Source organism: Amycolatopsis xylanica (assembly GCF_900107045.1).
In the GTDB taxonomy this organism is placed as follows: domain Bacteria; phylum Actinomycetota; class Actinomycetes; order Mycobacteriales; family Pseudonocardiaceae; genus Amycolatopsis; species Amycolatopsis xylanica.
Window position 1 is genome coordinate 348,719 of record NZ_FNON01000003.1, and the last position, 21,555, is coordinate 370,273.

Here is a 21,555-nt window from a genome sequence, read left to right on the forward strand (position 1 = left end):
GTCAGCCTTCTTCTGTGAGAGCTTGCAGCTCGGCGTCGGAGAGTTGCGCGATCTCGTCGCGGATCTTCTGCTCGATCAGCGCGGCTATTTCGGCGATCGTCGGATGCTCGAACACCGCGCGCAGCGGGATCGACAGCGCGAACCCGGATTCGATCCTGGACACCAGTTTCGCCGCGAGGATCGAGTTGCCGCCGAGGTGGAAGAAGTTCCGCTTGACGTCCACTTCGGACTCCAGTTCGAGCAGCTCGGTCCAGACACCGGCCAGGTGCTCTTCGAGCTCGTCACGCGGTCCGGTGTGGACGGTCCCGGCTTCCGGCGGCTTCGGCAGCGCGGCCCGGTCGACCTTTCCGTTGGCGTTCAACGGGATCCGCTCGATCACCACGAAGGACGCCGGCACCTGATGGCTCGGCAGCACCCGCACGCAGTGGTCGCGCAGCGCGTCCAGGTCCACGTCCGCGTCGGACGCCACGTAGGCCACCAGGCGCTTGGTGGCACCGGTGCCCTCCGCGAGCACGAGCGCGTCACGGATCTCGGGTCGCGCGGTCAGCGCGGCGACGATCTCCGCCGGTTCGATCCGATAACCCCGCAGCTTGATCTGGTCGTCGTTGCGGCCGAGGAACTCGACGTGCCCGTCCGCCCGCAGCCGCGCCCGGTCGCCGGTGCGGTAGAGCCGCGCGCCAGGGGTGATCGAGAACGGGTCCGGCACGAAGCACCGGGCGGTGAGACCGGGCTTGTTGAGGTAGCCGCGCGCGACGCCGGCGCCGCCGACGTACAGCTCACCCGGCACACCCAGCGGAGCCGGGTTGCCGTGCTCGTCGAGCACGTACATCGTGGTGTTCGGGATCGGCCGCCCGATGGGGACGACCTCGCCGCGCTCGGCGCCGGTGATCGGGTACGTCGAGTTGGCCACCGAGATCTCGGTCGGGCCGTACTCGTTCAGCATGCGCGGCCCGTGCGGACCGGCCAGGTCCAGCCACCGGTCGAGCACGGCGGCCGGGAACGAGTCCGCGCCGACCGCGAGCATGCTCGCGATGTTGGCGGCCTCGTCCGGGGAAAGCTGGTCGCACAACAGGTCCAGGTGCCCCGGCGTGAGCTTGATGAAGGTGAACGGCCCTGCCTCGGTGAGCAACCTGCCCAGCTGGGTCGGCTCGAAGTCCGGCGGCAGCAGGTGCACCGGCTGGCCCATCACCAGCGCGGTGTAGAGGTCGGGGACGACCATGTCGTACGCGGTCGACGAGAACAGCGGCGTGCCGCCGGTCCCGGTGCCCGCGTAGCCCTCGACCGTCCACATCAGATAGTTCTGCAGCCCGCGGTGGTCGACCAGCACGCCCTTGGGGCGGCCGGTGGAGCCGGAGGTGTACATGACGTACGCCAGCGTGTCCAGGTCGGTGCGGCCCCACGGCAGCGGTGGCCTGGCTTCGAGGCTCCGCCGGGTGGCGGGGTCGTCGAGGTACAGCGGCGTCGCGTCGGCGGTGGCCAGCGCGTCCGCGTGCCTTTCGTGCGTGAGCACGTACTTCGCACCGGCGTCACCGACCACATAGGACAGCCGGTCGGCCGGGAATGCCGGGTCCAGCGGGACGTACGCCGCCCCGGCCTTCCAAATGCCCAGGAACGAGACGACCAGGTCGATGCTGCGGTCGAGGCAGACGCCGACCACGGTCTCCGGTCCGGCGCCGAGCGCGACCAGTCCGGCGGCGAGCTTGTTGGCCTGCTCGTCCAGCTCCGCGTAGGTCAAGGACTGGCTGCCCGCGACGAGCGCGACCGCGTTCGGTGTCCTGGCCGCCTGCGCGGCGAACAGGTCCGGGATCGCGACCGGCGGCCGGGTGGCTGTGCGGTCGTTCCACGCGGTGAGCACGGTCGACCGCTCGCGCGGCGGCAGGATCTCCAGGTCCGAGATCCTGCCGCCGGCCTCGGCAGCGATGCTGGAGAGCAGCTTGACGTAGTGCTCGGCGAACCGGTGCACGGTGACCGGGTCGAAGAGCGCGGTCGAGTACTCCAGCACCGCGGAGCATTGCCCGCTGGGCAGGATCTCGACGGTCAGGTTCAGCTCGGCCTTCGAGCCGCGCCACGCGTCGAGCAGCATCCAGACCTCGGACGGGTCCTCGGACGCGGCCGTGACGCCCGAGTCGTGCAGGTCGAACAGCACCTGTGCCAACGGGTTCCGCGACAGATCGCGGTCCGGCAGCAGCTCGCCGACCAGCTTGTCGAACGGGACCTCCTGCGCGGCCTGCGCATCACGCGCGGTGTCGCGGACCCGGTCGACCAGGTCGAGGAAGGTCGGGTCGCCGGTGGTGTCACAGCGCAGCACGACCGTGTTGAGGAAGCAGCCGACGATCCCGGCGACCTCGTCACGCAGCCGCCCGGCGACCGGCGTGCCGACGGGGATGTCGGTCTGGCCGCTGTACCGGGAAAGCAGCGCGACGTAAGCCGCGAGCAGGGTCATGTACGGCGTCGCGCCACGCTGTTTGCCCAGGTTGAGCACGGCACGGGTGACATGCGCTGGCACGCTGAAGCTGAACGCGGCGCCGCGCGGGTCGCGCACCGGCGGGTGCGGGCGGTCGGTCGGCAGGTCGAGTCTGGGCAGGTCGGCCAGGTGCGCGCGCCAGTAGTCGAGCTGGTCGTCGAGCGCACCGCTGGCTTCGCGTTCCCGTTGCCAGGCGGCGAAATCCGCGTACTGGACGGTCATCGGCGGCAGGTTCGGCTCGCGGCCCTCGGTGTGCGCTGCCCACAGCTCGTCGAACTCGCGGCGCAGGGTGACCACCGACCAACCGTCGCACGCGATGTGGTGCACGGTGATGACCAGCAGCGGGCCCTGGCCGTCGCCCTCGGCGAGCAGCGCGCGCCAGACCGGGCCGCGCGTGAGGTCGAAGCCGCGCGCGAAATGGGCCGCGACGGCCGCGGCCTGCTCGTGCGGACGGGTCTTGACCAGCGTGAGGTCGATGTCCTGCTCGTCGTCGATCTGCTGGACCGGGCGGCCGTCGATCACCGGGTACCGCGTGCGCAGGATCTCGTGCCGCGCGGCCAGGTCGCTCAGAACCGCGTTGACCTTGCGGCGGTTCGCGCTCGCGTCCAGCCGGATCGCGATCGGCATCGTGTACTCGGGGCTCGACGGGTTGAGCTGGTCGAGGATCCAGAGTTGCTGCTGGGAAAAGGAAAGCGGCAGGTCACCGGTGCGCGCGACCGGCTTGATGGCGGTGCCGTCGTCACCGATGAGCTTCGCCTGCGCGGCCGGGGTCGACGCGGTGAACAGCTGGCGCACCGGCAGCCTCCGCCCGGACAGCGCGCGCAGCTTCGCCGCGACCCGGATGAGCAGCAGCGAGTAACCGCCGAGCTGGAAGAAGTCGTCGTCGAGGCCGATGCGCTCGATGCCGAGCACCTCGGACCAGGCCTGCACCACCAGGTGCTCGAACGGCGTGCGCGGCGCGCGGTGCGGCGGGCGGCGGACGTCGTTGGTGAGCGCCAGCGCGGCCCGGTCGACCTTGCCGTTGCTGGTGAGCGGCAGCTCGTCGAGGTGCTGGAACACCGACGGCAGGTACGACTCGGGCAGCCGGGCACGCAGGTATTTGCGCAGCGTGTCGGCGTCGGGGGTACCGACGACGCTGGCCACCAGGCGGACGTTGCCGCCGCCGTCGGCGACCGGGATGACGGCCGCGGCGCGGACGTCCGGGTGCCCGGCGAGCACGGCCTCGATCTCTTCCGGCTCCACGCGGACGCCGCTGATCTTGACCTGGTTGTCGACGCGGCCGACGAACTCGAGGCCGCCTTGGGGAAGTACCCGCGCGAGGTCGCCGGTGCGGTACCAGCGTTCGCCGTTCTCGGCCGGGATGAACTTCTCCGCGGTCAGCGCGGGCGCGCCGAGGTAGCCGCGCGCGAGACCCGGTCCGCCGAGGTGGATCTCGCCGGTGCCACCGGGTTTCACGGGCTCACCGTCTTCGAGCACGGCGAGCTTGACGTTCTCCAGCGGCGCGCCGAGCGGCACCGCGCCCGAGGTGCCTCGGACGTACTGGTGCTCGGTGGCGCCGATCGCGCATTCGGCCGGGCCGTAGACGTTCCACACCTCGGTCTGGAAGACCTCGTAGGCGCGGTCGCAGACGTCGGCGTGCAGTGCCTCGCCCGCGGAAGTCAGCCAGCGCAAGCGTTTGACGTCGGCGCTGCCCGGCTCGTCGAGCAGGACCCGCAGCATCGACGGGACCAGCTCGAGCGCGGTGATGCGCTCGTCGACGAGCAGGCGGACCAGCGCGGCCGGGTCCTGCTCGGTGCCGTCCGGCGCGATCACCACGGTACCGCCGGCGACCAGCATCACCAGGAGCTGGAAGACCGCCGGGTCGAAGCCGACCCTGGTGGCCTGCAGCAGCCGGTCGCCGGGGCCGAGGTTGTGCCCGTGCACCGCCGCGAGCAGCCGGTTCGCCAGCCCGCGGTGGGTGTTCACGACGCCTTTGGGCGTGCCGGTCGAGCCGGAGGTGTAGACGACGTAGGCCGCGTTGTCGCCGCTGAGGTCGCGGGCGGGCGGGGTGGCGGACCCGTCGGATTCGGCGGTGGTGAGGGTGATGCTCGTGTTCGCGGCCATTGCTGCGCGGCGCTCGGCCGGGTAGCGGGGGTCGATGAGCACGAACGTGCCGCCTGCCTTGAGTACCGCCAGCATGGCGATCACCAGGTCCGCCGACCGGGGCAGGCAGATCGCGACCGTCTGCTCGGTGGCCAGGGTGAGCTCGTTCGCGAGCCGGTTGGCGCGCGTGTCGAGCTCGGCGTAGGTGAGGCTGTGCCGCTGGTCGGTCACCGCGGTGGCGTGCGGCGTTCTCGCCACCTGCTCTTCGAACAGGTCCGCCACGGTCATGGCTTCACACCCTGGTCCATCCGCTTGCGCAGGCTCAGCGGCCGCATGTCGGTCCAGACGGTCTCGATGTGCGCGAGGCACTCCTCTTTGCTGCCCTCGGTCCCCTCGCCGCGCCAGCCTGCGGGGAGGTCGCGGGCGGCGGGCCAGATCGAGTACTGCTCTTCGTGGTTGAGCACGACGCGGTAAGACATTTCAAAGCTCCTTAGTTGTTTCGCCACAGAGGTCCAGGTCGAGGGTCATGCACCGGATCCCGCCGCCCGCCTTGATGAACTCGCCGACCGGGGAGATCAGCAGCTCGAAACCCCACGCTTCGAGCTGCCTGCCGACCCGGGCCGGGCAGTCGGACATCACGATGGTCTTGCCGATGACCACGGAGTTGACGCAGAACGTCATCGCCTCCTCGACGCTGACCACCAGCGGTTCCTCGATGAGGTCGTGCAGGCGCTTGCGGCTGGCCTCGTCCCAGGCGTCCGGCGAGACGATCGCGCGGCGGTCGTCGAGCGGGCAGACCGACATGTCCAGGTGGTAGAAGCGCGGGTCGACCAGCTTGACCGGCACGACCTCGCGGCCGAAAGCCTTTGCGAGGCCTTGATGTGCTTCTCGCGTGGTGCGGACGCCGTAACCGCCGAGCAGCTTGTCGCCGAACGCGAGCACGTCACCGCCTTCGAGGTACGCGCCCTCAGGCCAGTCGGTGCTGGGGATCTCGGTCCAGCCGTTGCGGGACAGCCAGTCCGCGCCGAGCCGGGCCTCGCCGTGCCGGTCCTTGGTGCTGAAGCGCGAGATGAGGAACTTGCCGCCGCTGACGATCGCGGTGTCGGTCGGGAAGACCATGTCCGGCCAGTCCGGGTCGGACGGTGCACTGTGGACGGTCCCACCCGCCTTCATCAGGTTCAGCGCGAGATCGTTCCACTCCTGCCGGGTCTTGTCCGGGTCCGGCTGGTCCTTTGTGGACATCCAGGGGTTGATCTCGAAGGCGACCTTGAAGTGCTCGGGGTCGCGGAGCAGGAACGGCCTTTGGACCGACTGCGGGATCACGCGAGCACCCGCGACTGCGAGCTGCTGCGGATCTGCCGCGACTTGCGCAGGTCCCGGGTGACCAGCACCTTCTTGAGCCAGCGGTCGGTGCCGTCGTGGCTGGCCACGAACGGGCGGCGGCCGTGCACGGCCCGGTAGTTGTCGATGAACCCGATCTCGCCGGACTCGAGGATCAGGTCGTCGAGCACCTCGTCCAGCGCGACGATCACGGTCTTGAGCGCCCGGCTGGCGTCGGAGTCCCCCTCGACGGCGTCCATGTAGTACGGGTCGATCCGGAAGTACGGCTTGTCCCGGTCCCCGAACAGCACCGGCGACGGCTTGGTGTGCTCCGCGATGTCGCTGACGCTGTTCATGCTTTTGACGCGCAGGTGCTCGTCATCGGGCCGGATCAGGAACCGCGGCTCGAACAGCACGTCCGCGACCTCCCTGGGCAGCGTGATGGCGGCGGCGCTCGCGAAGGTGGTCGGCACCTTGGTGTGATTGCGCATGGCCATCAGGCACAGGTAGTCACAACGGTAGGGGTGGAAGCCGTCCTCGGTGTGCCACTCCAGGTTCACCGTGCTGCCATGCCCGCTCTGCGCGAACTCCTCGCCCTTGACCGGCAGCACATCGTGGATCAGCCGACCCGCCTGCAACGTCGACCACCCGAACGGCTCACCCAGCAGCGACGCGCACAGCACGAAGAACGTCTCCTCGCGCACGGTGCTCTCGGGGTTTTCCTGGGAGGACCAGTGCGACGGCGTCGGCCCGATCCCCTCGTCATCGACCCGGAACCCCCTGACGACAACGCCGGCGTTCCGTTCACACAGCTGGAACTCCCGCAGGAACCCGACAAGACCGGAGGGCAGGTTCGCGGCCAAAGTGGCGGCACGGAACAGGAATTCGGGATCATCCGCGGACGGATAGGCGGCCCGCACCTCATCGACCAGCCCGTCGACCGCGACCCGCTCGTCCTCGCTCAGTTCATACACGCCGACATCGGCGGGAAATTTCTTGACTCCCATGGCAATCCGTTTCCTCCATGTCCGATCGATACGCCAAGACTCGCCCCAGGCCCGCTCGTCGCCAATCGGCCCGGCGACGGTTTTCCAGCCCCGTCTCCTCCCAGCGGCGGAGGCCCCGGTCTCGCGAGCCCGCCCTCGTGTCGTCCGTCCATGCACGCGTGTCGTCCGTCTGTGCACGCGTGTCGTCCGTCTGTGCAGGGCCGTGCGAGGCGGGACTTCCGCTCAACGGCTTACCCGGGTTTTTGGGTCTGTTTGGGTCAGATCTAGGGCGGTCCCGTATGAACATTCCGCTCGTGGGGTCGGGTGGTGTTTGGGGTTGCCGCGGAAATATCCATACGGACCGGGGCACGGTGGTCAGTTTTCGTTGTGGCTCACCAGAAACACCGGCCGGTACTTGCTGCCCGCCTGGGTGTTGGGTCGGCCAGCCCGGCGTGTCTAGTGGCATATGACTCTGAACGCGCGTAGTGTGGGATGCATGATCAGCACCGAATACCCCGACGCCGCAGCACCACCCGAGTGGTGGCGCTGCGACAAAGACACGCTGCTGCTCGCCTACGTCGCCCGCGAACGAGAAAAACGACGACTGGAGGCCGAGCAAGGACAAATCCTCGCCGAAATCGAATCCCGCGAAGTAAAAGAAGTAACCGGCTACGCAACCTTGCCGGGGATGCTGGTCGACTGGGTCCAGATCAAGCACTCCGAAGCCAAAGCCCGCGTCGACCGCGCCCGAGCGCTCAACTCCCGCCAGGACGGCGGCACCCGGATCCCCGCGCTGGCCCCGCATGCCGCCGCGGCAGCACTCGCGGGTGATCTCGGCGCGGCGCAGTTGGATCCGATCATCGCCGCCCTGGGCGCACTACCAGCCACAGTGTCTGCGGAGGATCGCGAGACCGGGGAAGAGATCCTGGTCAACCTCGCCCGCACTGCCGGACCACGCCAGATCAGCCACGCCGCCAAGAACCTGCGAGACCGGCTCGACCCGGACGGACGGGAGCCGAAAGACCCGGATCCGGCCGAGCCGCGTCATGAACTCGGGTTCGTCACCCACCGCGACGGCACCCACGGCATAAAAATCAAAACCGACGCCGACACCATCGCCCGACTCAAAGCAACCCTCGACCCACTCGCCAAACCCCGCCCCACCACCGAAGAAGAAGGCCGTGACACACGCTCCCAATGGGAACGCCTCGGCGACGCATTCGCCACCTTTGTTCGCATCGGCATGGGCAACCCCGACATCCCCACCCAAGCCGGAGACAGTGTCCATGTCGTCGTCACCCTCGGCCTCGACGAACTCAAGACCGGAATCGGGCGCGCCTGCTTGGATTTGGTCGGGGATATCAGCGCCACCGAAGCACGCCTGCTCGCCTGCGACTGCAAAGTCATCCCCGTCACCCTCGGCTCCCACGGCGAACCGCTCGATGTCGGCCGCGCTCAACGCCTCGCCACCCCAGCGCAACGCCGAGCGCTCGCGATCCGCGATGGCGGCTGCGCGTTCCCAGGATGCGATGCGCCGCCACAGCAATGCACCGCCCACCACATCGTCTTTTGGGCTCATCACGGGGAAACCCGGATCGATAATCTCGTGCTGCTCTGTGGTCGGCATCATCGGCTGATTCACAACAGCGACTGGGAAGTACGTATCGCCAGCGACGGATATCCCGAATTCATCCCACCGGCGTTCATCGACCCTGCACGGGCACCCCGCCGCAACACCATGCACACCACCCGAACCTGAGGGACTGCCCAGGGTTTGGTTGACACCTGATCTGTGAGGCTTCGGTCTTGCTTGGAAGGATGTCAGTCGTGCCTACGCCCTACCCTCGTGAGTTCCGCGACGACGTCGTGGCGGTCGCCCGGCAGCGTCAGGTCCCGTTGAAGCAGGTCGCGAAGGGCTTCGGGATCTCCGATACGTGTCTGGCGAACTGGATGCGTGACGCCGATGTCGAGGACGGTAAGCGGCCTGGTGTGACGTCGGATGAGTCCGCTGAGCTGCGGGAACTGCGCAAACGCAACCGGCTGCTGGAGCAGGAGAACGAAGTTCTGCGGAAGGCGGCCGCGTATCTGGCGCAGGGGCGGCGGGACTGGGACGACGCCCACCTGATCAACGCCGCGCTCGACATCCACGCCGACGACCCAGGCGACGGGTATCGATTCATCGCCGACGAACTCGCCCAGCGCGGGTTCATCGCCTCGGAGAACCGGGTCTGGCGGCTCTGTTCGATGCAGCAGATCTTTTCTCTGCATGCCAAGAAGAAAGGACGTACTCGCCAGGCGGGCCCGCCGGTGCATGACGATCTGGTGCGCCGGGACTTCACCGCTGCCGCGCCGAACGTGAAGTGGCTGACCGACATCACCGAACACCCCGCCGACCAGGGCAAGCTGTATCTGTGCGCGATCAAGGACTGCTACTCCAACAAGATCGTCGGCTATTCGATCGGCTCGCGCATGACGTCCTCACTCGCGGTCGCCGCACTCCGTAACGCGATCACGCTACGCGCCCCGGCCGCGGTGATCGTGCACTCGGACCGAGGCAGCCAATTCCGGTCCCAGTCCTACCGGCGTCTGCTGCGCAACAACCGGTTCACCGGGTCCATGGGCCGTCGGCGCATGCGGCGACAACGCCGCCATGGAATCGTTCTTCTCGTTGCTGCTAAGAATGTTCTCGACACCCGCCGCTGGAAAACCAGGGAAGACCTGCGCCTGGCGATCGTCACCTGGATCGAAACGAAATACCACCGCAAACGACGGCAACGGGGCCTGGGCAAGCTCACCCTGGTCGAGTTTGAGACCATCTGCACCGCTGCCACAGCGGCCTGAAACACCACACCCCCAGTGTCAATCAAACTTGGGGCAGTCCCTGACCCACCAGCAAAGCCAGACACAGCCCCGCTGGCCAGCAAGCAAGGATCACCGCCACCCGCGCCCAGCGCGATGCCCTAAGGCGTGCACAGCAAGGACCGGAAGCGACCCACCCGGCCGATGTGCAGGCATTTCGGCCACCCAGCGGCCGAAAACCCCGCACAGCCCGCCCTTTAGCCGAGGCCGGCCAGATCACGGCCGCCAGCCCCCACCATCGCGCGACCACAGCCGAGGCAGCCCGACCCGCGTACAAGCGCCAGCCGAGGGTCCGGCGAGCCGACAAGGCGCCCGCCCAGGCCGGCCTAGGCCCAGCCCAAACCGCAAGCGTCTCCTACCCGGGGAGGAGGCGGGCCCGGAAACCGTCGTGGGGCCGATTGCCGCTCCCAGGCGAGCCGGGAATCGTGGCGGTATCGAAGGTTGGAGGGCGTATGGAACTGCTGCCGTTCTGGCGGGGGCGGGGTGACCGGCCGCCGGTGTTCTGCCTGCCGCACGCGGGGGGCGGGGCGTCGGCGTACCGGAACCTCGCGAAGGATCTCAAACCCGAGGTCGACCTGCAGCCCGTGCAACTGCCCGGCCGCGAGCACCTCGCGGGCAAGAAGCTCGTCGACGATGTGCCGACGCTCGTGGAACTCATCGCGAAGAACTTGGAACCCTTGCTGGACAAGCCTTTCGCGCTCATGGGGCACAGCATGGGCGCGCTGCTCGCCGCCGAGCTGACCGCGTGGCTCGAGCGAAACCACAAACCGGGGCCCGAGCTTCTCATCGTGTCGAGCTACTTCGGTGACTTCCGGCATAACCGGGTCGCGCATCTCGAAGAGACCGATGATGAGCTGGTCGATGAGATCGTCAAGCTCGGCGGGACCGCGCCGGAAATCCTGCAGCACCCCGAGATGCGGGAGATCGTGCTGGACGTGATGCGCAACGACATGCGTCTGGTGCGGAACTACCGGCCGACCTATGACCGGCTCGCGGTCCCGATTCTCGCCGTCGGCGGTGACTCCGATCCCGAGGTGCCGCTGGATGGGCTGGCCGCTTGGCGCCTGCGCACCAGCGCGCGCTGCGAGCTGCACGTGCTGCGCGGTGGGCATTTCGCCGCGCTGGAACATCCCCGATTCGTCGCCGAGAAGGTGAGTAGCGCCTTGACTGCACCCGAAGACATTCTGCTCGACATTCTGCGCACCCGGCTGGAAGACCAGGACATCACGCTCGAGGACGACTTCTACGCCGCGGGCGGCGACTCCGTGATCGCGCTCGGTGTGATCGCCGATGCCAAGGAGCGGGGTGTCAAGCTCGGTCTGCGGGACCTGCTGACCGCCGCGACCATCGGTGAACTGGTGCCGTTGCTGGCCAAGGCCGAACCCGAGGAGGAACAGCCGGAGTTCGACGGGCTCACCGAGGCCGACCGCGCGCTGCTGCCCCAGAATATCGCCGACGCGTACCCGGCGTCGTCGCTGCAGGTCGGCCTCATCTACCTCTGTGAGCTGGCGGGCGATCCGAGCCTCTACAACGATCTCATCGGCATGCGGGTGAAGGCGCCCTTCGATGCCGCGAAGTTCCGGTCGGCTGTCGGCGCGCTCATGAAACGGCATCCGGCGCTACGCAGCTCGTTCGACCTGGCCACGTTCTCCACCGCGACCCACCTGATCTGGCAGGACGCCGAGCCGCCCGTCGAGGTGCAGATCGGTGACGAGAAGTCGGCCGACGAGCTGGTAAAAGCCTGGCGGGACAAGCATTTGGCCACCGGTATCGACTGGGACTCGGCGCCCGCGTTCCGCTGCCATGTGGTCGCGCTGCCCGACTCGTTCCGGCTGACCTTCGCGATCCATCACGCGATTATCGACGGCTGGAGCTTCGCGCGGCTGCTGGTCGAGCTGCTCACCTTCTACGACGCCGAACTCACCCACGAAAAAGCCGAACTCCCGCCCGTGCCCGCCGACGGCTACCGCAAGTTCGTCGCGCTCGAACGCCAGGCCATCGAGTCCCAGGAAGCCGCCGGCTTCTGGAAGGCCGAGGCCGACGTCCCGCCGCTGCTGCTCCCCGACCGGCCGATCGACGCGGCGCCGGACCCGACGCAAACCCGGCGCCTGCCGCTGATCAAGCTCGACCGGCTGCGTACGGCGGCCGAGGAGATCGGCGTGCCGCTCAAGAGCCTTTTCCTCGCGGTGCACGGCTTCGCGCTCGCGCAGGCGACCGGCCGTCACCACGACGTCGTGACCGGGCTGGTCGTCAACGGCAGGCCGGAGCTGCCCGGGTCGGACCACCTCGTCGGCCTGTTCCTCAACACCGTGCCGCTGCGGCTGCGCACGACCGCGGGCACCTGGGCCGACCGGGCGCACCAGGCGTGGACGGCCGAGCAGAACCTGTTGGCGCACCGGCGTTTCCCGGTGTCGGAGATCGAGCAGGCGCTCGGCCGGCCCGCGTTCGACGTGTCGTTCAACTTCACCCACTTCCACTCCTACCGCGACCTCGACGGGATCAAGCTCGAGGCCGACTCCTGGTGGGCCTACGACAAGGCCAGCTTCGCGCTCGGCGTAGACGTGATGATCGACTCGCCCGATCTCGGCACCGGCATCGTCATCGCCTACGACCCCGAGTTCATCGACGGCAAGCTGGTCGACGCCTACCTGCTCGCGCTGGAGTCGGCACTCAGGTCGGTGGTGTCGCCGTGTTAGCCATCGCGTACGAGCGCGGCGCGGCGTCCGGCGCGGAGGTCGCCACGGCGCTGGCCGCCGACACCCCGCTCGCGTTCCTGCTGCCCGCGTCCGACTACACCGAATGGGTCAAGCCGGTGCTCGAAGAGCTCGGCACCGTGGTCCCGCTGACCGGCGGCGACGAGGACATCGACCGCGTCAAAGCCCTGTCCCCCGACGGGATCATGACGTACAGCGAGTCGATGCTGCGTGACACGTCCAGGCTGACGACTGCGCTCGGCCTGCCTGGTCACCGCCTTGAGACCACGCACATGCTGACCGACAAGCTCGCCCAACGCCGCCGACTGTCCGAGGCCGGGGTCGATTCGGTACGCCAGCACGTGATCGACAAGCCGTCCGACTGGCCGGAAGCGACCAAGGCGATCGGCTTCCCCGCGATCGTGAAACCCTTGTACGGCGGGGGAAGCCGCGACACCTACCACGTGCCGGACACCGAAACCGCGCAGCGCCTGGCCAAGACACTGCCCGGCGGCATGGTGCTCGAGGAGTTCATCCAGGGCCGCCCGAGCCTGCCGTACGGCGACTACGTCTCGGTCGAAAGCCTCTGCTCCCCCGACGCCATCACGCATGTCGCCGTCACCGGCAAGTTCCCGCAGATGCCGCCGTTCCGCGAACTCGGCCACATCTGGCCCGCCGACCTTCCGTCGGACGAGACGGCCGGGGTGTGCGAACTGGTGACCAGGGCGCTGAACGCGCTCGGCGTCGACTTCGGCGTCGCGCACACCGAGGTCAAACTGACCGCGGACGGGCCGAGGATCATCGAGGTCAACGGCAGGCTCGGCGGGTACATCAACGAGCTCAGCCGCCGCGCGGCGGGCCTCGACCTGGTGCGGATCGGCGGGCTGCTGGCACTCGGCGAGCACGCCTGGTCCGAGCCGGTCGACCCGATCCGCGTGCACTTCCAGTACTGGGGCGCCGGGCCGACCGACCCGTGCGAGCTGGTCGCGACGCATGGCGTCAAGGCCGCGCGCCGCGTCAAGGGCATCACCGGCTACCGGCCGCTGATCCGCGCCGGGCAACGGCTCGACGGCGGTGTGATGACCACGCAGATGCATCTGCTGTGCGGGGACACCGAGGATCACGTGGCGATGTTCGCCGCGCTGGACGAGGCGATCGCGCACCTGACCTACGAATTCCGTTTCGACGACGGCGAGACGGCCTTGCAGGCGCCGCCGAGCACGTGGAGGACCTGATGTCTATTGTGGATCACTTCCGCGCACGGGCGGCGGAATTCCCCAGCCGCACGGCCATTCGCGACGGCGAGAGCACGCTGACCTACGCCGAGCTGGCCGAGCGGGCGAGCCGGATGGCGGCATCGCTGGCCAGCCGCGGCGTGCGACGCGGCGACATCGTCGGTGTCCACATGCGACGGTCGGCGGACACGATCGTCGCGCTGCTGGGCATCCTCCAAGCGGGCGCCGCCTACCTCGCGCTGGACACGCGCTATCCCGACGAGCGCGTCAAGTTCATGCTGAGCGACGCAGGCGCCGACGTGGTCATCACCGAGGTCGGCGACCTCCCGCCCGGCGAGACCACGGTGGCCGTCGACGCCGAAGACCTCGCGTACGTCGCCTACACCTCCGGCTCGACCGGCAAGCCCAAGGGCGTGATGGTCCCGCACCGCGGCGTCACACGCCTGGTCATCGACCCGGATTTCGTCGACATCACCCCGGACGACGTGTTCCTCCAGCTCGCGCCGATCGCGTTCGACGCGTCGACACTGGAGATCTGGGGCGCGCTGCTCAACGGCGCGCAACTCGTCATCCCGCCCGCCGGCGACCTTTCGCTCAGCTCGCTGACCACGCACATCCGCGAGGCCGGGGTCACCGTGCTCTGGCTGACCGCCGGGCTGTTCCACCAGGTCGTCGACTTCGGCCTGGACGACCTCAAGGGCCTGCGCTACCTGCTCGCGGGCGGCGACGTGCTGTCCGCGCCCCACGTCGGCAAGGCGCTCGAAGCCTTGCCGGAAACGGTGCTAGTCAACGGGTACGGCCCGACTGAGAACACGACTTTCACCTGCTGCCACCGGATCACCGCGGCCGACGGCCCGATCCCCATCGGCCAAGCGATCACCGGCACCACGGTGACCGTGCTCGACGAGGACCTCCGGCCGTCGGACACCGGCGAGCTGTTCACCTCCGGCGACGGCCTCGCGCACGGCTATCTCGGCCGTCCCGCGCTGACCGCGGAGAAGTTCCTGCCCGCGCCGGGCGGCGCGCGGATGTACCGCACCGGCGACCTCGTCAAGACCGGGCCCGCGATCGAGTTCGTCGGCCGCGCGGACCGGCAGGTCAAGATCCGCGGCTTCCGCATCGAACTTGGCGAGGTCGAGGCGGCGATCGCCGCGATACCGGAAGTGGCCCAGCACTGCCTGCTGATCAAGGACGCGCCCGGCGGCAAGAGCATCCAGGCCGCGGTCGTGCTCGCCGGTGAACTGTCCCTTTTGGACTTGCGGCGCCGCCTCGGCGAGACACTGCCGTCGTACGCGGTCCCGTCGCTGGTGACCGTGGTCGACGCGCTGCCGCTGACCGTCAACGGCAAGGTCGACACCCAGGCGCTCGAAGCCAAGATCGGCACCGGGCGGCCCGAGCTGATGTGCGACTACCGCGAGCCGTCCACGCCCGCGGAGAAGACGGTGGTCGAGCTGTGGTCGGACCACCTCGGCATCACCGGGATCGGCGCCGACGACGACTTCTTCGAGCTGGGCGGGCATTCGCTGCTCGGCGTCCGGATCATCGCCGACCTGCACCGCGAGTTCGGCGTCGAGGTCTCGCCGCGCGCCTTCTACCTCAACCCGACGCCGGCGGGCATGGCCGAGGCCGTCACCCAAGAGGAGGCGGCGGCATGAGGATCACCACCGACAGGCGAGATGTCGACTTGTCTACAGTGGACCTGTTCGACCCGATGCTGTACTCCGACGGCGATCCGCACCCGATCTGGACGGTCATGCGGGAGACTGCCCCGCTGCATCGCCAGACGCTCAAGGACGGCCGCTCGTTCGCCTCGGTCACCCGCTACGCCGACGCCTGCAAGGTGCTCGGCGACTCGAAGGCGTTCACCTCCGAGCGCGGCAGCCTGCTCGAACAACTCGGCCACGGCGACGCCGCCGCCGGGCAGATGCTCGTCTCCACGGACGCGCCCCGGCACACCGCGCTGCGGCGGCCACTGCAGAAGGCGATGACCCCGCGTGCGCTCGCCGCGTCGGCCGACCGCGTCCGCGCGGCGGCCAGGCGGGTGCTCGAGACCACGGACGGCGACCTCGCGAAGAGCGCGTTCGAGTTCCCGATGACGTTCACCGGCGCGCTGATGGGCCTGCCCGAGGCCGACTGGACCGACCTGGTGCAGTGGACCTCGATGGCCGCGGCGCCCGACGATCCGGCCTTCCGCATCGGCAGCCGCGGCGCGACGCTGGCCATCGCGCACCACGAGCTGTTCTCCTACTTCGCCACCCAGGCCAAGGAACGGCCGCTCGGCGACGACTCGCTGCTCGACATCCTGTCCACAATGGACGCCGACGGTGCGCCGCTGATCGAAGCCGAGATCGTCTACAACTGCTACAGCCTGCTCCTCGGCGCCAACGCGACGACCCCGCACGCGTTCACCGGGACCGTGCTGGCGCTGCTGGATCACCCGGACCAGCTCGAAGCCGCCCGCCGGGACCCCTCGCTGGTGAATTCGCTGGTCGAGGAGGGTCTGCGCTGGACGTCACCGGCGAACAGCTTCCTGCGGCACGCCGTCGACGACATCGAGCTGAGCGGCGGCCTGGTCAAGGCCGGTGAGCCGGTCGCGGTCTGGGTCGGTTCGGCGAACCGGGATCCCGAGGCGTTCGAGGATCCGTTCCGCTTCGACATCCGGCGCACGCCCAACCGGCACATCACGTTCGGCTTCGGCCCGCACTACTGCCTCGGCGCGCACCTCGCCCGGATGGCGCTGCGAGCACTGTTCACCGAGTTCCTGGAAACCGTCGAGCACATCGAGCTCGACGGCCCGGTCGGCCACACCCGGTCGAACTTCGTCGCCGGCATCAGCACCATGCCCGTCCGGATCAAGTCATGAGCGTCATCGAGCGGGCACCGGCCCGGCGGCACACCCTGGTCGCGATGCTCGTCGCCAACGCGATCTCGGTCGCGGGCACCCGGCTCAGCGCGATCGCGGTCCCCTGGCTGGTGCTGACCACCACCGGGTCGGCGGCGAAGACCGGGCTCGTGGTCGCGTTCGAGCTGACGCCGATGGTGCTGGCCAAGGCGCTGGGCGGGCCGATCATCGACCGCGTCGGCGCGCGCAAGGTCAGCATCCTGGCCGACATCGCCAGCGCGGGCGCGGTGCTGCTGATCCCGCTGCTGCACGGCCTCGGCCTGCTCAGTTTCCCCGTGCTGCTGGGGTTGGTCGCCATCGCGGGCGTCGCACGCGGCCCCGGCGACACGTCGAAGAGCACGCTCGCGCCGGATATCGCGGACGCCACCGGGCTGTCGCTGGAACGGGTCACCGGCCTGATCAGCACGACCGACCGCATCGCGATGATCGTCACCCCGGCGCTGGCCGGTGTGGTCATCGGCGCGATCGGCGCGCCCAACGCGCTGATACTGGACGCGGCCTCGTTCCTGATCTGCGCCGCGGGCATCGCCATCTGGGCGCCGCGCCGCTCGCTCGCCGAGTCCACAGAGGACGATGGGCCGTACCTCAAGCAGCTGCTGGCGGGCTGGCGGTTCCTGTCCAGGGAACCGTTGATGCGGGCCATGGTCGCGATGCTGAGCATCACCAACCTGATCGACACGGCGTACAGCGCGGTGCTGCTGCCGGTGTGGATCCACGACAGCGGCTACGGCCCGGCCGAGCTCGGGCTCATCGGCTCGGCGTTCGCGGTGACGGCGGCCGTCGCCGCGGCACTCGCGGCGGTCTTCGGCGAACGCCTGCCCCGCAGGCTCGTCTACCTCGCCGGGTTCGTGCTCGCCGGGGTGCCGCGGTTCGTCGTGATGGCACTGGGCGCGCCGATTTGGGTGGTGATCGGCGTCGGCGTGCTCGGCGGGTTCGGCTCGGGCTTCATCAACCCGATCCTCAACGCCATCTTCGTCGAGCGCATCCCCCGCGACCTGCTCGGCCGCGTCGGCTCACTCGCGGAGTCGTTGTCCTGGGCCGGAATGCCACTCGGCGGCGGCATCGCGGGCGTCGCCATCGCCACCTTCGGCCTGGTGCCCGCCCTCGTCACCGCGGGCGGCCTGTACCTGGTCGCCACGGTCGTCCCCGGCCTGCTCCCGCAGTGGCGCGAGATGGATCGAACGGGATAAAGCCCGCTTTATCCCGGGTGCTTTCCCCGGGATAAAGCCCGCTTTATCCCGGGCCTCACGAGTCCTTCGGCCGGGCAGCCACTGACCAGAGGTAGCTCAAGGGCTCGCCGTCGTCGGCGTCGTCGTCGGCGAACTCCGCGATCACCTCGCGGATGCGGCGATTGAGCTCGTCGACCCGCTCGGGGCGCAGCCGCAGCACGCCGCGGCTGACGCCCCGTCCGGCGTCCGGGCCCGCCGCGACCACCTCGGCGCGGTGCGCGCCCAGCATGGCCAGGTCGACCTGCTGGGACAGCCCCGGCTCGTCGGCGTCCAAAATGCTGAGTCCCCAGGTGCGCTGAGTCGCCCGATAAGGCCGCTCCAGCGCTCCGCGCTCGCCGGTGCGCACCTCTTCCGCGGCCAGGAAACCCGTCTTGACCAGCGCGCGGACATGCCGGAGCGTGGTCGCGGGCGCCAGCTCCAGCCGCGCGGAGAGCTCCTGGTTGGTCAGCGCCCGGTCCAGGCACAGGCGCAGGATCCGCCAGCGGATCGGGTGGCCGAGAGCCTTGAGTTCTTCGGTCGTCGCGATGGCCTCCACGTGCCGAACACTACCTTGCGATCATCCCACGAATTTGATTTGCTGCTATCGATTTCATTTCATGCAATCACTCGTGGAGGCCCTGGTGACCGTCGAGCAAGTCCGTGCCTGGGTCGAAGAGCATGACGAAGACCTGGTCAGCGAACTGGCCGCGTGGATCGCGCAGCCGAGCGTGAGCCGGACCGGGCTCGGCATGGCCGACGCCGCCGAACACGGCCTCGCCCTGCTGCGCACCGCCGGGCTCGAGGCACGCCAGGTCGAAACCGGCGGCCTGCCCGCGCTGGTCGGCACCGCCGAGGGCCCGCCAGGCGCGCCGCACGTGCTCATCTACGGCCACTACGACGTCCAGCCCGCCGGTCCCGAGGAGAAGTGGACGACGCCGGCGTTCGAGCCGTCGATCCGCGATGGCAGGATGTTCGGCCGCGGCACCGGCGACAACAAGGGCCAGCACCTCGCGCAGCTGCTCGGGCTCCGGGCGCTCAAGGAGCTGACCGGCGGTTTCCCTTGCCGGGTCACGGTCCTGCTCGACGGCGAGGAGGAGATCGGCAGCCCGAACCTCGCCAAGGCCGTCAGCCAGCTCGATGTGCCCGACCTCGCGATCTGGAGCGACGGCCCGGTGCATGACTCCGGCCGCGCCTGCGTGGTGCTCGGCGTGCGCGGGATCCTGACCTTCGAACTCCGCGCGTACGGCGCGAACCGGCCACTGCACTCGGGCAACTGGGGTGGTGTCGCGCCGAACCCGGCGTGGGCGTTGATCCAGCTGCTGGCCAGCATGCGCTCGGCCGACGGGACCGTGCTCATCCCTGGTTTCGCCGACTCCGTCGCCCCGCTCACCGAGGGCGAGTGGGCGGCGCTCGCGGATCTCCCGCTCGACATCCCTGGCGCGCTCGCGGGCATCGGCACCCAGCACATGGAACCACCCGCCGAACTCGGCTTCTACGAACGCCTCACCGCGCCGACGCTGACCATCAACTCGCTCAGCTGCGCCGATTCCGGCGACCACCGCACGGTGATCCCCGATGTGGCGATCGCCCGCTGCGAGACCCGGCTCGTCGGCGGCCAGACGCCCGCGCAGGTGACCGAAGCGATCCGCAAGCACGTCGAACGGCACGCGCCGGACATCGAGTTCATCACGGGCGGCTCGATGAGCCCGTCCCGCACACTGCCCGAAACCCCTTACACCGCAACGATTCTCGAAGCCACCGAGCGCGGTCTCAGCGAGAAGCCGTTGCTCGTGCCCGCGCTCGGCGGCAGCCTGCCGATCGCGGTGCTGACCGACGAACTCGGCGTGCCCTGCTACGGCATCCCGTTCGCCAACGTCGACGAGTCCAACCACGCGCCCGACGAGAACCTGGATCTCGGCTGGTTCCGCCGCGGCATCGTCGCCGCGGCCGCGATCCAGCTGGCGCTCGGGGAGCGCAGATGAACCTCCACGACTTCGACACGCTCACCGGCGCCTGGCCGCGCGAAGACGGTTTCGCCTACGTCAGCGACGCTTCCGGCAGGCCTCAGCCCTGGGTCCGGACCTGGGCGGGCGACTACCGGCTCCTCCCGATCGACGGCGCGGTGCTGCGGCTCGCCTGGCGGCCGGACGGCAGCAGGCTGCTCGTCCAGACCGACCTGACCGGCACCGAGCACTACCGCCTCGCCGAGATCGACCCGGACACCGGCGCCGTCGACTGGCTCGCGGACGCGCCGAACGTCCGCCACGAGATCGGCGTGCCGTACGGCAGCGCGAGCGAGCCGTACAGCCCGGACGGCACCCTGCTCGCCTTCTCCAGCAACGCACGCGACTCGAGCTGTTTTGACGTCTATGTGCGTGACCTCGCAACCGGCGAATCCCGGCTGGTGCTGGAGGCCGACGACCGCTACCTCCCGGTCTGCTTCTCGCCGGACTCGCGGCAGCTGCTCGTCATCAAGCTGCACCAGAACACCGAGCAGGACCTGTTCGCCTGCGACCTGACGTCCGGGGAGATCCGCCATCTCACCCCGCACGACGGACCGGCGAAGTACCTGCCGGGCGGCTGGACCGAGGACGGGATCTACCTCTGCACCACCGAAGGCCGCAGTTTCCTCGGCGCCGCGCTGCTGGTGCCGGGCAAACCGGTGCAGTGGCTCGATACGCCCGACGCCGACGTCGAGTCGATCACCGCCGGCCCGAAGATCGTCTGGGCGATCACCGAGGACCAGCGCACCATCCTGCGCATGCTGGACCCGGAAACCCACGAGGTGACCGATCTCGACGGCCTCTCACCCGGCATCTGCGCCGAGGAGTTCGGCTTCGACGGCTACGTCCCGCGCTTCGCGGGTGACCGGCTCCTGCTCCAGGTCGGCAACGCGGACCGGCCAGCCGAACTCTGGCTGGTCGACCCGTCGACGGCCGAAACCAGACGCCTCACCAACTGCGGCGACCGCCTGCCACCGGGCGCGGTCTCGCCGGAAACCGTGTGGTTCACCAGTTCCGACGGCCTGGAGGTGTCCGGCCTCCTCTACCGCCCGCTCCGCCAGACCGGCCCGGTGCCCGCGGTGCTGCACATCCACGGCGGCCCCGAAGCCCGCGCGCTGCCGGTGTACGACCCGATGATCCAGGAACTGCTGCGGCGCGGGATCGCCGTGCTGGCGCCGAACATGCGCGGTTCCAACGGCCGTGGTCTCGCCTACCAGCGCCTGATCTACCGCGACTGGGGCGGCGGCGACCTCGCCGATTTCGGCGCCGCGGCGGCGTTCCTGCGCGGTCTCGATTGGGTCGACGGCTCCCGTCTCGGCGTCTACGGCGCCTCGTACGGCGGTTTCGCCGCGCTCAGCTGCGTGAGCAGGCTGCCGCACCTGTGGCGCGCGGGTGTCGCCGTGTGCGGCCCGTCGGATCTGGTGCTGGACGTCCAGAGCATGCCGCCGACCTGGCGCCGCCGCGCCGCGGGCTGGATCGGCGACCCCGACGACCCGGCCGACGCCGCCCGCCTCGCCGCACGCAGCCCGTTGAACCACGCAGCCAACATCCGCGCGCCGTTGCTGCTGGTCCACGGCGTCGACGACACCCGCGTGAGCATCGAAGGCACCGAGCAGCTGCACGACCGGCTGCGCGACCTCGGCCGGACCGTCAAGCTGATCCGCGTCTCGGGCGGCCACTCGCCGACCGACCGCGAAAGCTGGGCGGACGCCGACGCGGACATGCTCGACTGGTTCAGCACCCACCTGTGACGAAGGCCCGGGATAAAGCGGGCTTTATCCCGGGTGCTTTCCCCGGGATAAA

At 69.3% G+C, this 21,555-nt stretch carries 14 protein-coding genes; 9 read left to right on the forward strand and 5 right to left on the reverse strand.

What is annotated here, in order from left to right:
• Window position 1: 1 nt before the first annotated feature.
• The 4 genes from BLV57_RS15310 to gntD are packed head-to-tail and all read right to left on the reverse strand — an operon-like array spanning window position 2 to window position 6,873.
• The gene (locus BLV57_RS15310) at window positions 2-4,834 is read right to left on the reverse strand and encodes a non-ribosomal peptide synthetase (RefSeq protein ID WP_091289411.1); all 4,833 of its coding nucleotides are present in this window, start codon (window positions 4,832-4,834) and stop codon (window positions 2-4) included.
• On the reverse strand, window positions 4,831-5,025 hold the full coding sequence (locus tag BLV57_RS15315) for an MbtH family protein (RefSeq protein ID WP_091289412.1): 195 nt from the start codon (window positions 5,023-5,025) through the stop codon (window positions 4,831-4,833). Before BLV57_RS15315 ends, BLV57_RS15310 begins: the two co-directional genes overlap by 4 nt.
• A 1-nt stretch (window position 5,026) precedes the next feature.
• Complete coding sequence (locus BLV57_RS15320) at window positions 5,027-5,869, reverse strand: dimethylarginine dimethylaminohydrolase family protein (RefSeq protein WP_091289413.1); 843 nt, start codon at window positions 5,867-5,869, stop codon at window positions 5,027-5,029.
• Complete coding sequence (gntD, locus tag BLV57_RS15325; protein ID WP_091289414.1) at window positions 5,866-6,873, reverse strand: guanitoxin biosynthesis L-enduracididine beta-hydroxylase GntD; 1,008 nt, start codon at window positions 6,871-6,873, stop codon at window positions 5,866-5,868. Before gntD ends, BLV57_RS15320 begins: the two co-directional genes overlap by 4 nt.
• Before the next feature lie 475 nt (window positions 6,874-7,348).
• Between gntD and BLV57_RS15330 the strand changes: the two genes are divergently transcribed.
• The 7 genes from BLV57_RS15330 to BLV57_RS15360 all read left to right on the forward strand — a co-directional run bounded on the left by BLV57_RS15330 (window position 7,349) and on the right by BLV57_RS15360 (window position 17,731).
• Window positions 7,349-8,611, forward strand: a complete 1,263-nt coding sequence (locus BLV57_RS15330; RefSeq protein WP_091289415.1) for an HNH endonuclease signature motif containing protein — start codon at window positions 7,349-7,351, stop codon at window positions 8,609-8,611.
• Between the two features lie 59 nt (window positions 8,612-8,670).
• On the forward strand, window positions 8,671-9,693 hold the full coding sequence (locus BLV57_RS15335) for an IS3 family transposase (RefSeq protein WP_281244415.1): 1,023 nt from the start codon (window positions 8,671-8,673) through the stop codon (window positions 9,691-9,693).
• Window positions 9,694-10,163: 470 nt separating this feature from the next.
• Window positions 10,164-12,407 carry an alpha/beta fold hydrolase gene (locus tag BLV57_RS15340; RefSeq protein WP_091289416.1) on the forward strand — a complete coding sequence of 748 codons (2,244 nt, stop codon included), beginning with the start codon at window positions 10,164-10,166 and terminating at the stop codon, window positions 12,405-12,407.
• Complete coding sequence (locus BLV57_RS15345; RefSeq protein WP_091289417.1) at window positions 12,401-13,639, forward strand: ATP-grasp domain-containing protein; 1,239 nt, start codon at window positions 12,401-12,403, stop codon at window positions 13,637-13,639. The genes BLV57_RS15340 and BLV57_RS15345 overlap by 7 nt, the downstream gene beginning before the upstream one ends.
• Window positions 13,639-15,294 carry a non-ribosomal peptide synthetase gene (locus BLV57_RS15350; protein WP_091290380.1) on the forward strand — a complete coding sequence of 552 codons (1,656 nt, stop codon included), beginning with the start codon at window positions 13,639-13,641 and terminating at the stop codon, window positions 15,292-15,294. The genes BLV57_RS15345 and BLV57_RS15350 overlap by 1 nt, the downstream gene beginning before the upstream one ends.
• A complete protein-coding gene (locus tag BLV57_RS15355; protein WP_091289418.1) occupies window positions 15,291-16,502 on the forward strand; it encodes a cytochrome P450 in 1,212 nt (403 codons plus the stop codon). Before BLV57_RS15350 ends, BLV57_RS15355 begins: the two co-directional genes overlap by 4 nt.
• Complete coding sequence (locus BLV57_RS15360; protein ID WP_091289419.1) at window positions 16,499-17,731, forward strand: MFS transporter; 1,233 nt, start codon at window positions 16,499-16,501, stop codon at window positions 17,729-17,731. Before BLV57_RS15355 ends, BLV57_RS15360 begins: the two co-directional genes overlap by 4 nt.
• Before the next feature lie 55 nt (window positions 17,732-17,786).
• Here the strand turns inward: BLV57_RS15360 and BLV57_RS15365 are convergent, their stop codons facing one another.
• Window positions 17,787-18,305 (reverse strand): ArsR/SmtB family transcription factor, encoded by a 519-nt coding sequence (locus BLV57_RS15365; RefSeq protein WP_091289420.1) that lies wholly within the window; start codon window positions 18,303-18,305, stop codon window positions 17,787-17,789.
• A gap of 85 nt (window positions 18,306-18,390) precedes the next feature.
• On the opposite strand from BLV57_RS15365, the gene BLV57_RS15370 reads away from it, so the two are divergent.
• Window positions 18,391-19,731 (forward strand): M20/M25/M40 family metallo-hydrolase, encoded by a 1,341-nt coding sequence (locus tag BLV57_RS15370; protein WP_245757333.1) that lies wholly within the window; start codon window positions 18,391-18,393, stop codon window positions 19,729-19,731.
• Window positions 19,728-21,503 carry a S9 family peptidase gene (locus BLV57_RS15375; protein WP_091289422.1) on the forward strand — a complete coding sequence of 592 codons (1,776 nt, stop codon included), beginning with the start codon at window positions 19,728-19,730 and terminating at the stop codon, window positions 21,501-21,503. The genes BLV57_RS15370 and BLV57_RS15375 overlap by 4 nt, the downstream gene beginning before the upstream one ends.
• Window positions 21,504-21,555 lie beyond the last annotated feature (52 nt).

Bases quoted from the DNA above. Each gene is read 5' to 3' on its own strand.
- BLV57_RS15315 (WP_091289412.1), bottom strand. From the start codon at position 5,025: ATGTCTTACCGCGTCGTGCTCAACCACGAAGAGCAGTACTCGATCTGG.
- BLV57_RS15355 (WP_091289418.1), top strand. From the start codon at position 15,291: ATGAGGATCACCACCGACAGGCGAGATGTCGACTTGTCTACAGTGGAC.
- BLV57_RS15340 (WP_091289416.1), top strand. From the start codon at position 10,164: ATGGAACTGCTGCCGTTCTGGCGGGGGCGGGGTGACCGGCCGCCGGTG.
- BLV57_RS15335 (WP_281244415.1), top strand. From the start codon at position 8,671: ATGTCAGTCGTGCCTACGCCCTACCCTCGTGAGTTCCGCGACGACGTC.
- BLV57_RS15350 (WP_091290380.1), top strand. From the start codon at position 13,639: ATGTCTATTGTGGATCACTTCCGCGCACGGGCGGCGGAATTCCCCAGC.
- gntD (WP_091289414.1), bottom strand. From the start codon at position 6,873: ATGGGAGTCAAGAAATTTCCCGCCGATGTCGGCGTGTATGAACTGAGC.
- BLV57_RS15360 (WP_091289419.1), top strand. From the start codon at position 16,499: ATGAGCGTCATCGAGCGGGCACCGGCCCGGCGGCACACCCTGGTCGCG.
- BLV57_RS15310 (WP_091289411.1), bottom strand. From the start codon at position 4,834: ATGACCGTGGCGGACCTGTTCGAAGAGCAGGTGGCGAGAACGCCGCAC.
- BLV57_RS15375 (WP_091289422.1), top strand. From the start codon at position 19,728: ATGAACCTCCACGACTTCGACACGCTCACCGGCGCCTGGCCGCGCGAA.
- BLV57_RS15330 (WP_091289415.1), top strand. From the start codon at position 7,349: ATGATCAGCACCGAATACCCCGACGCCGCAGCACCACCCGAGTGGTGG.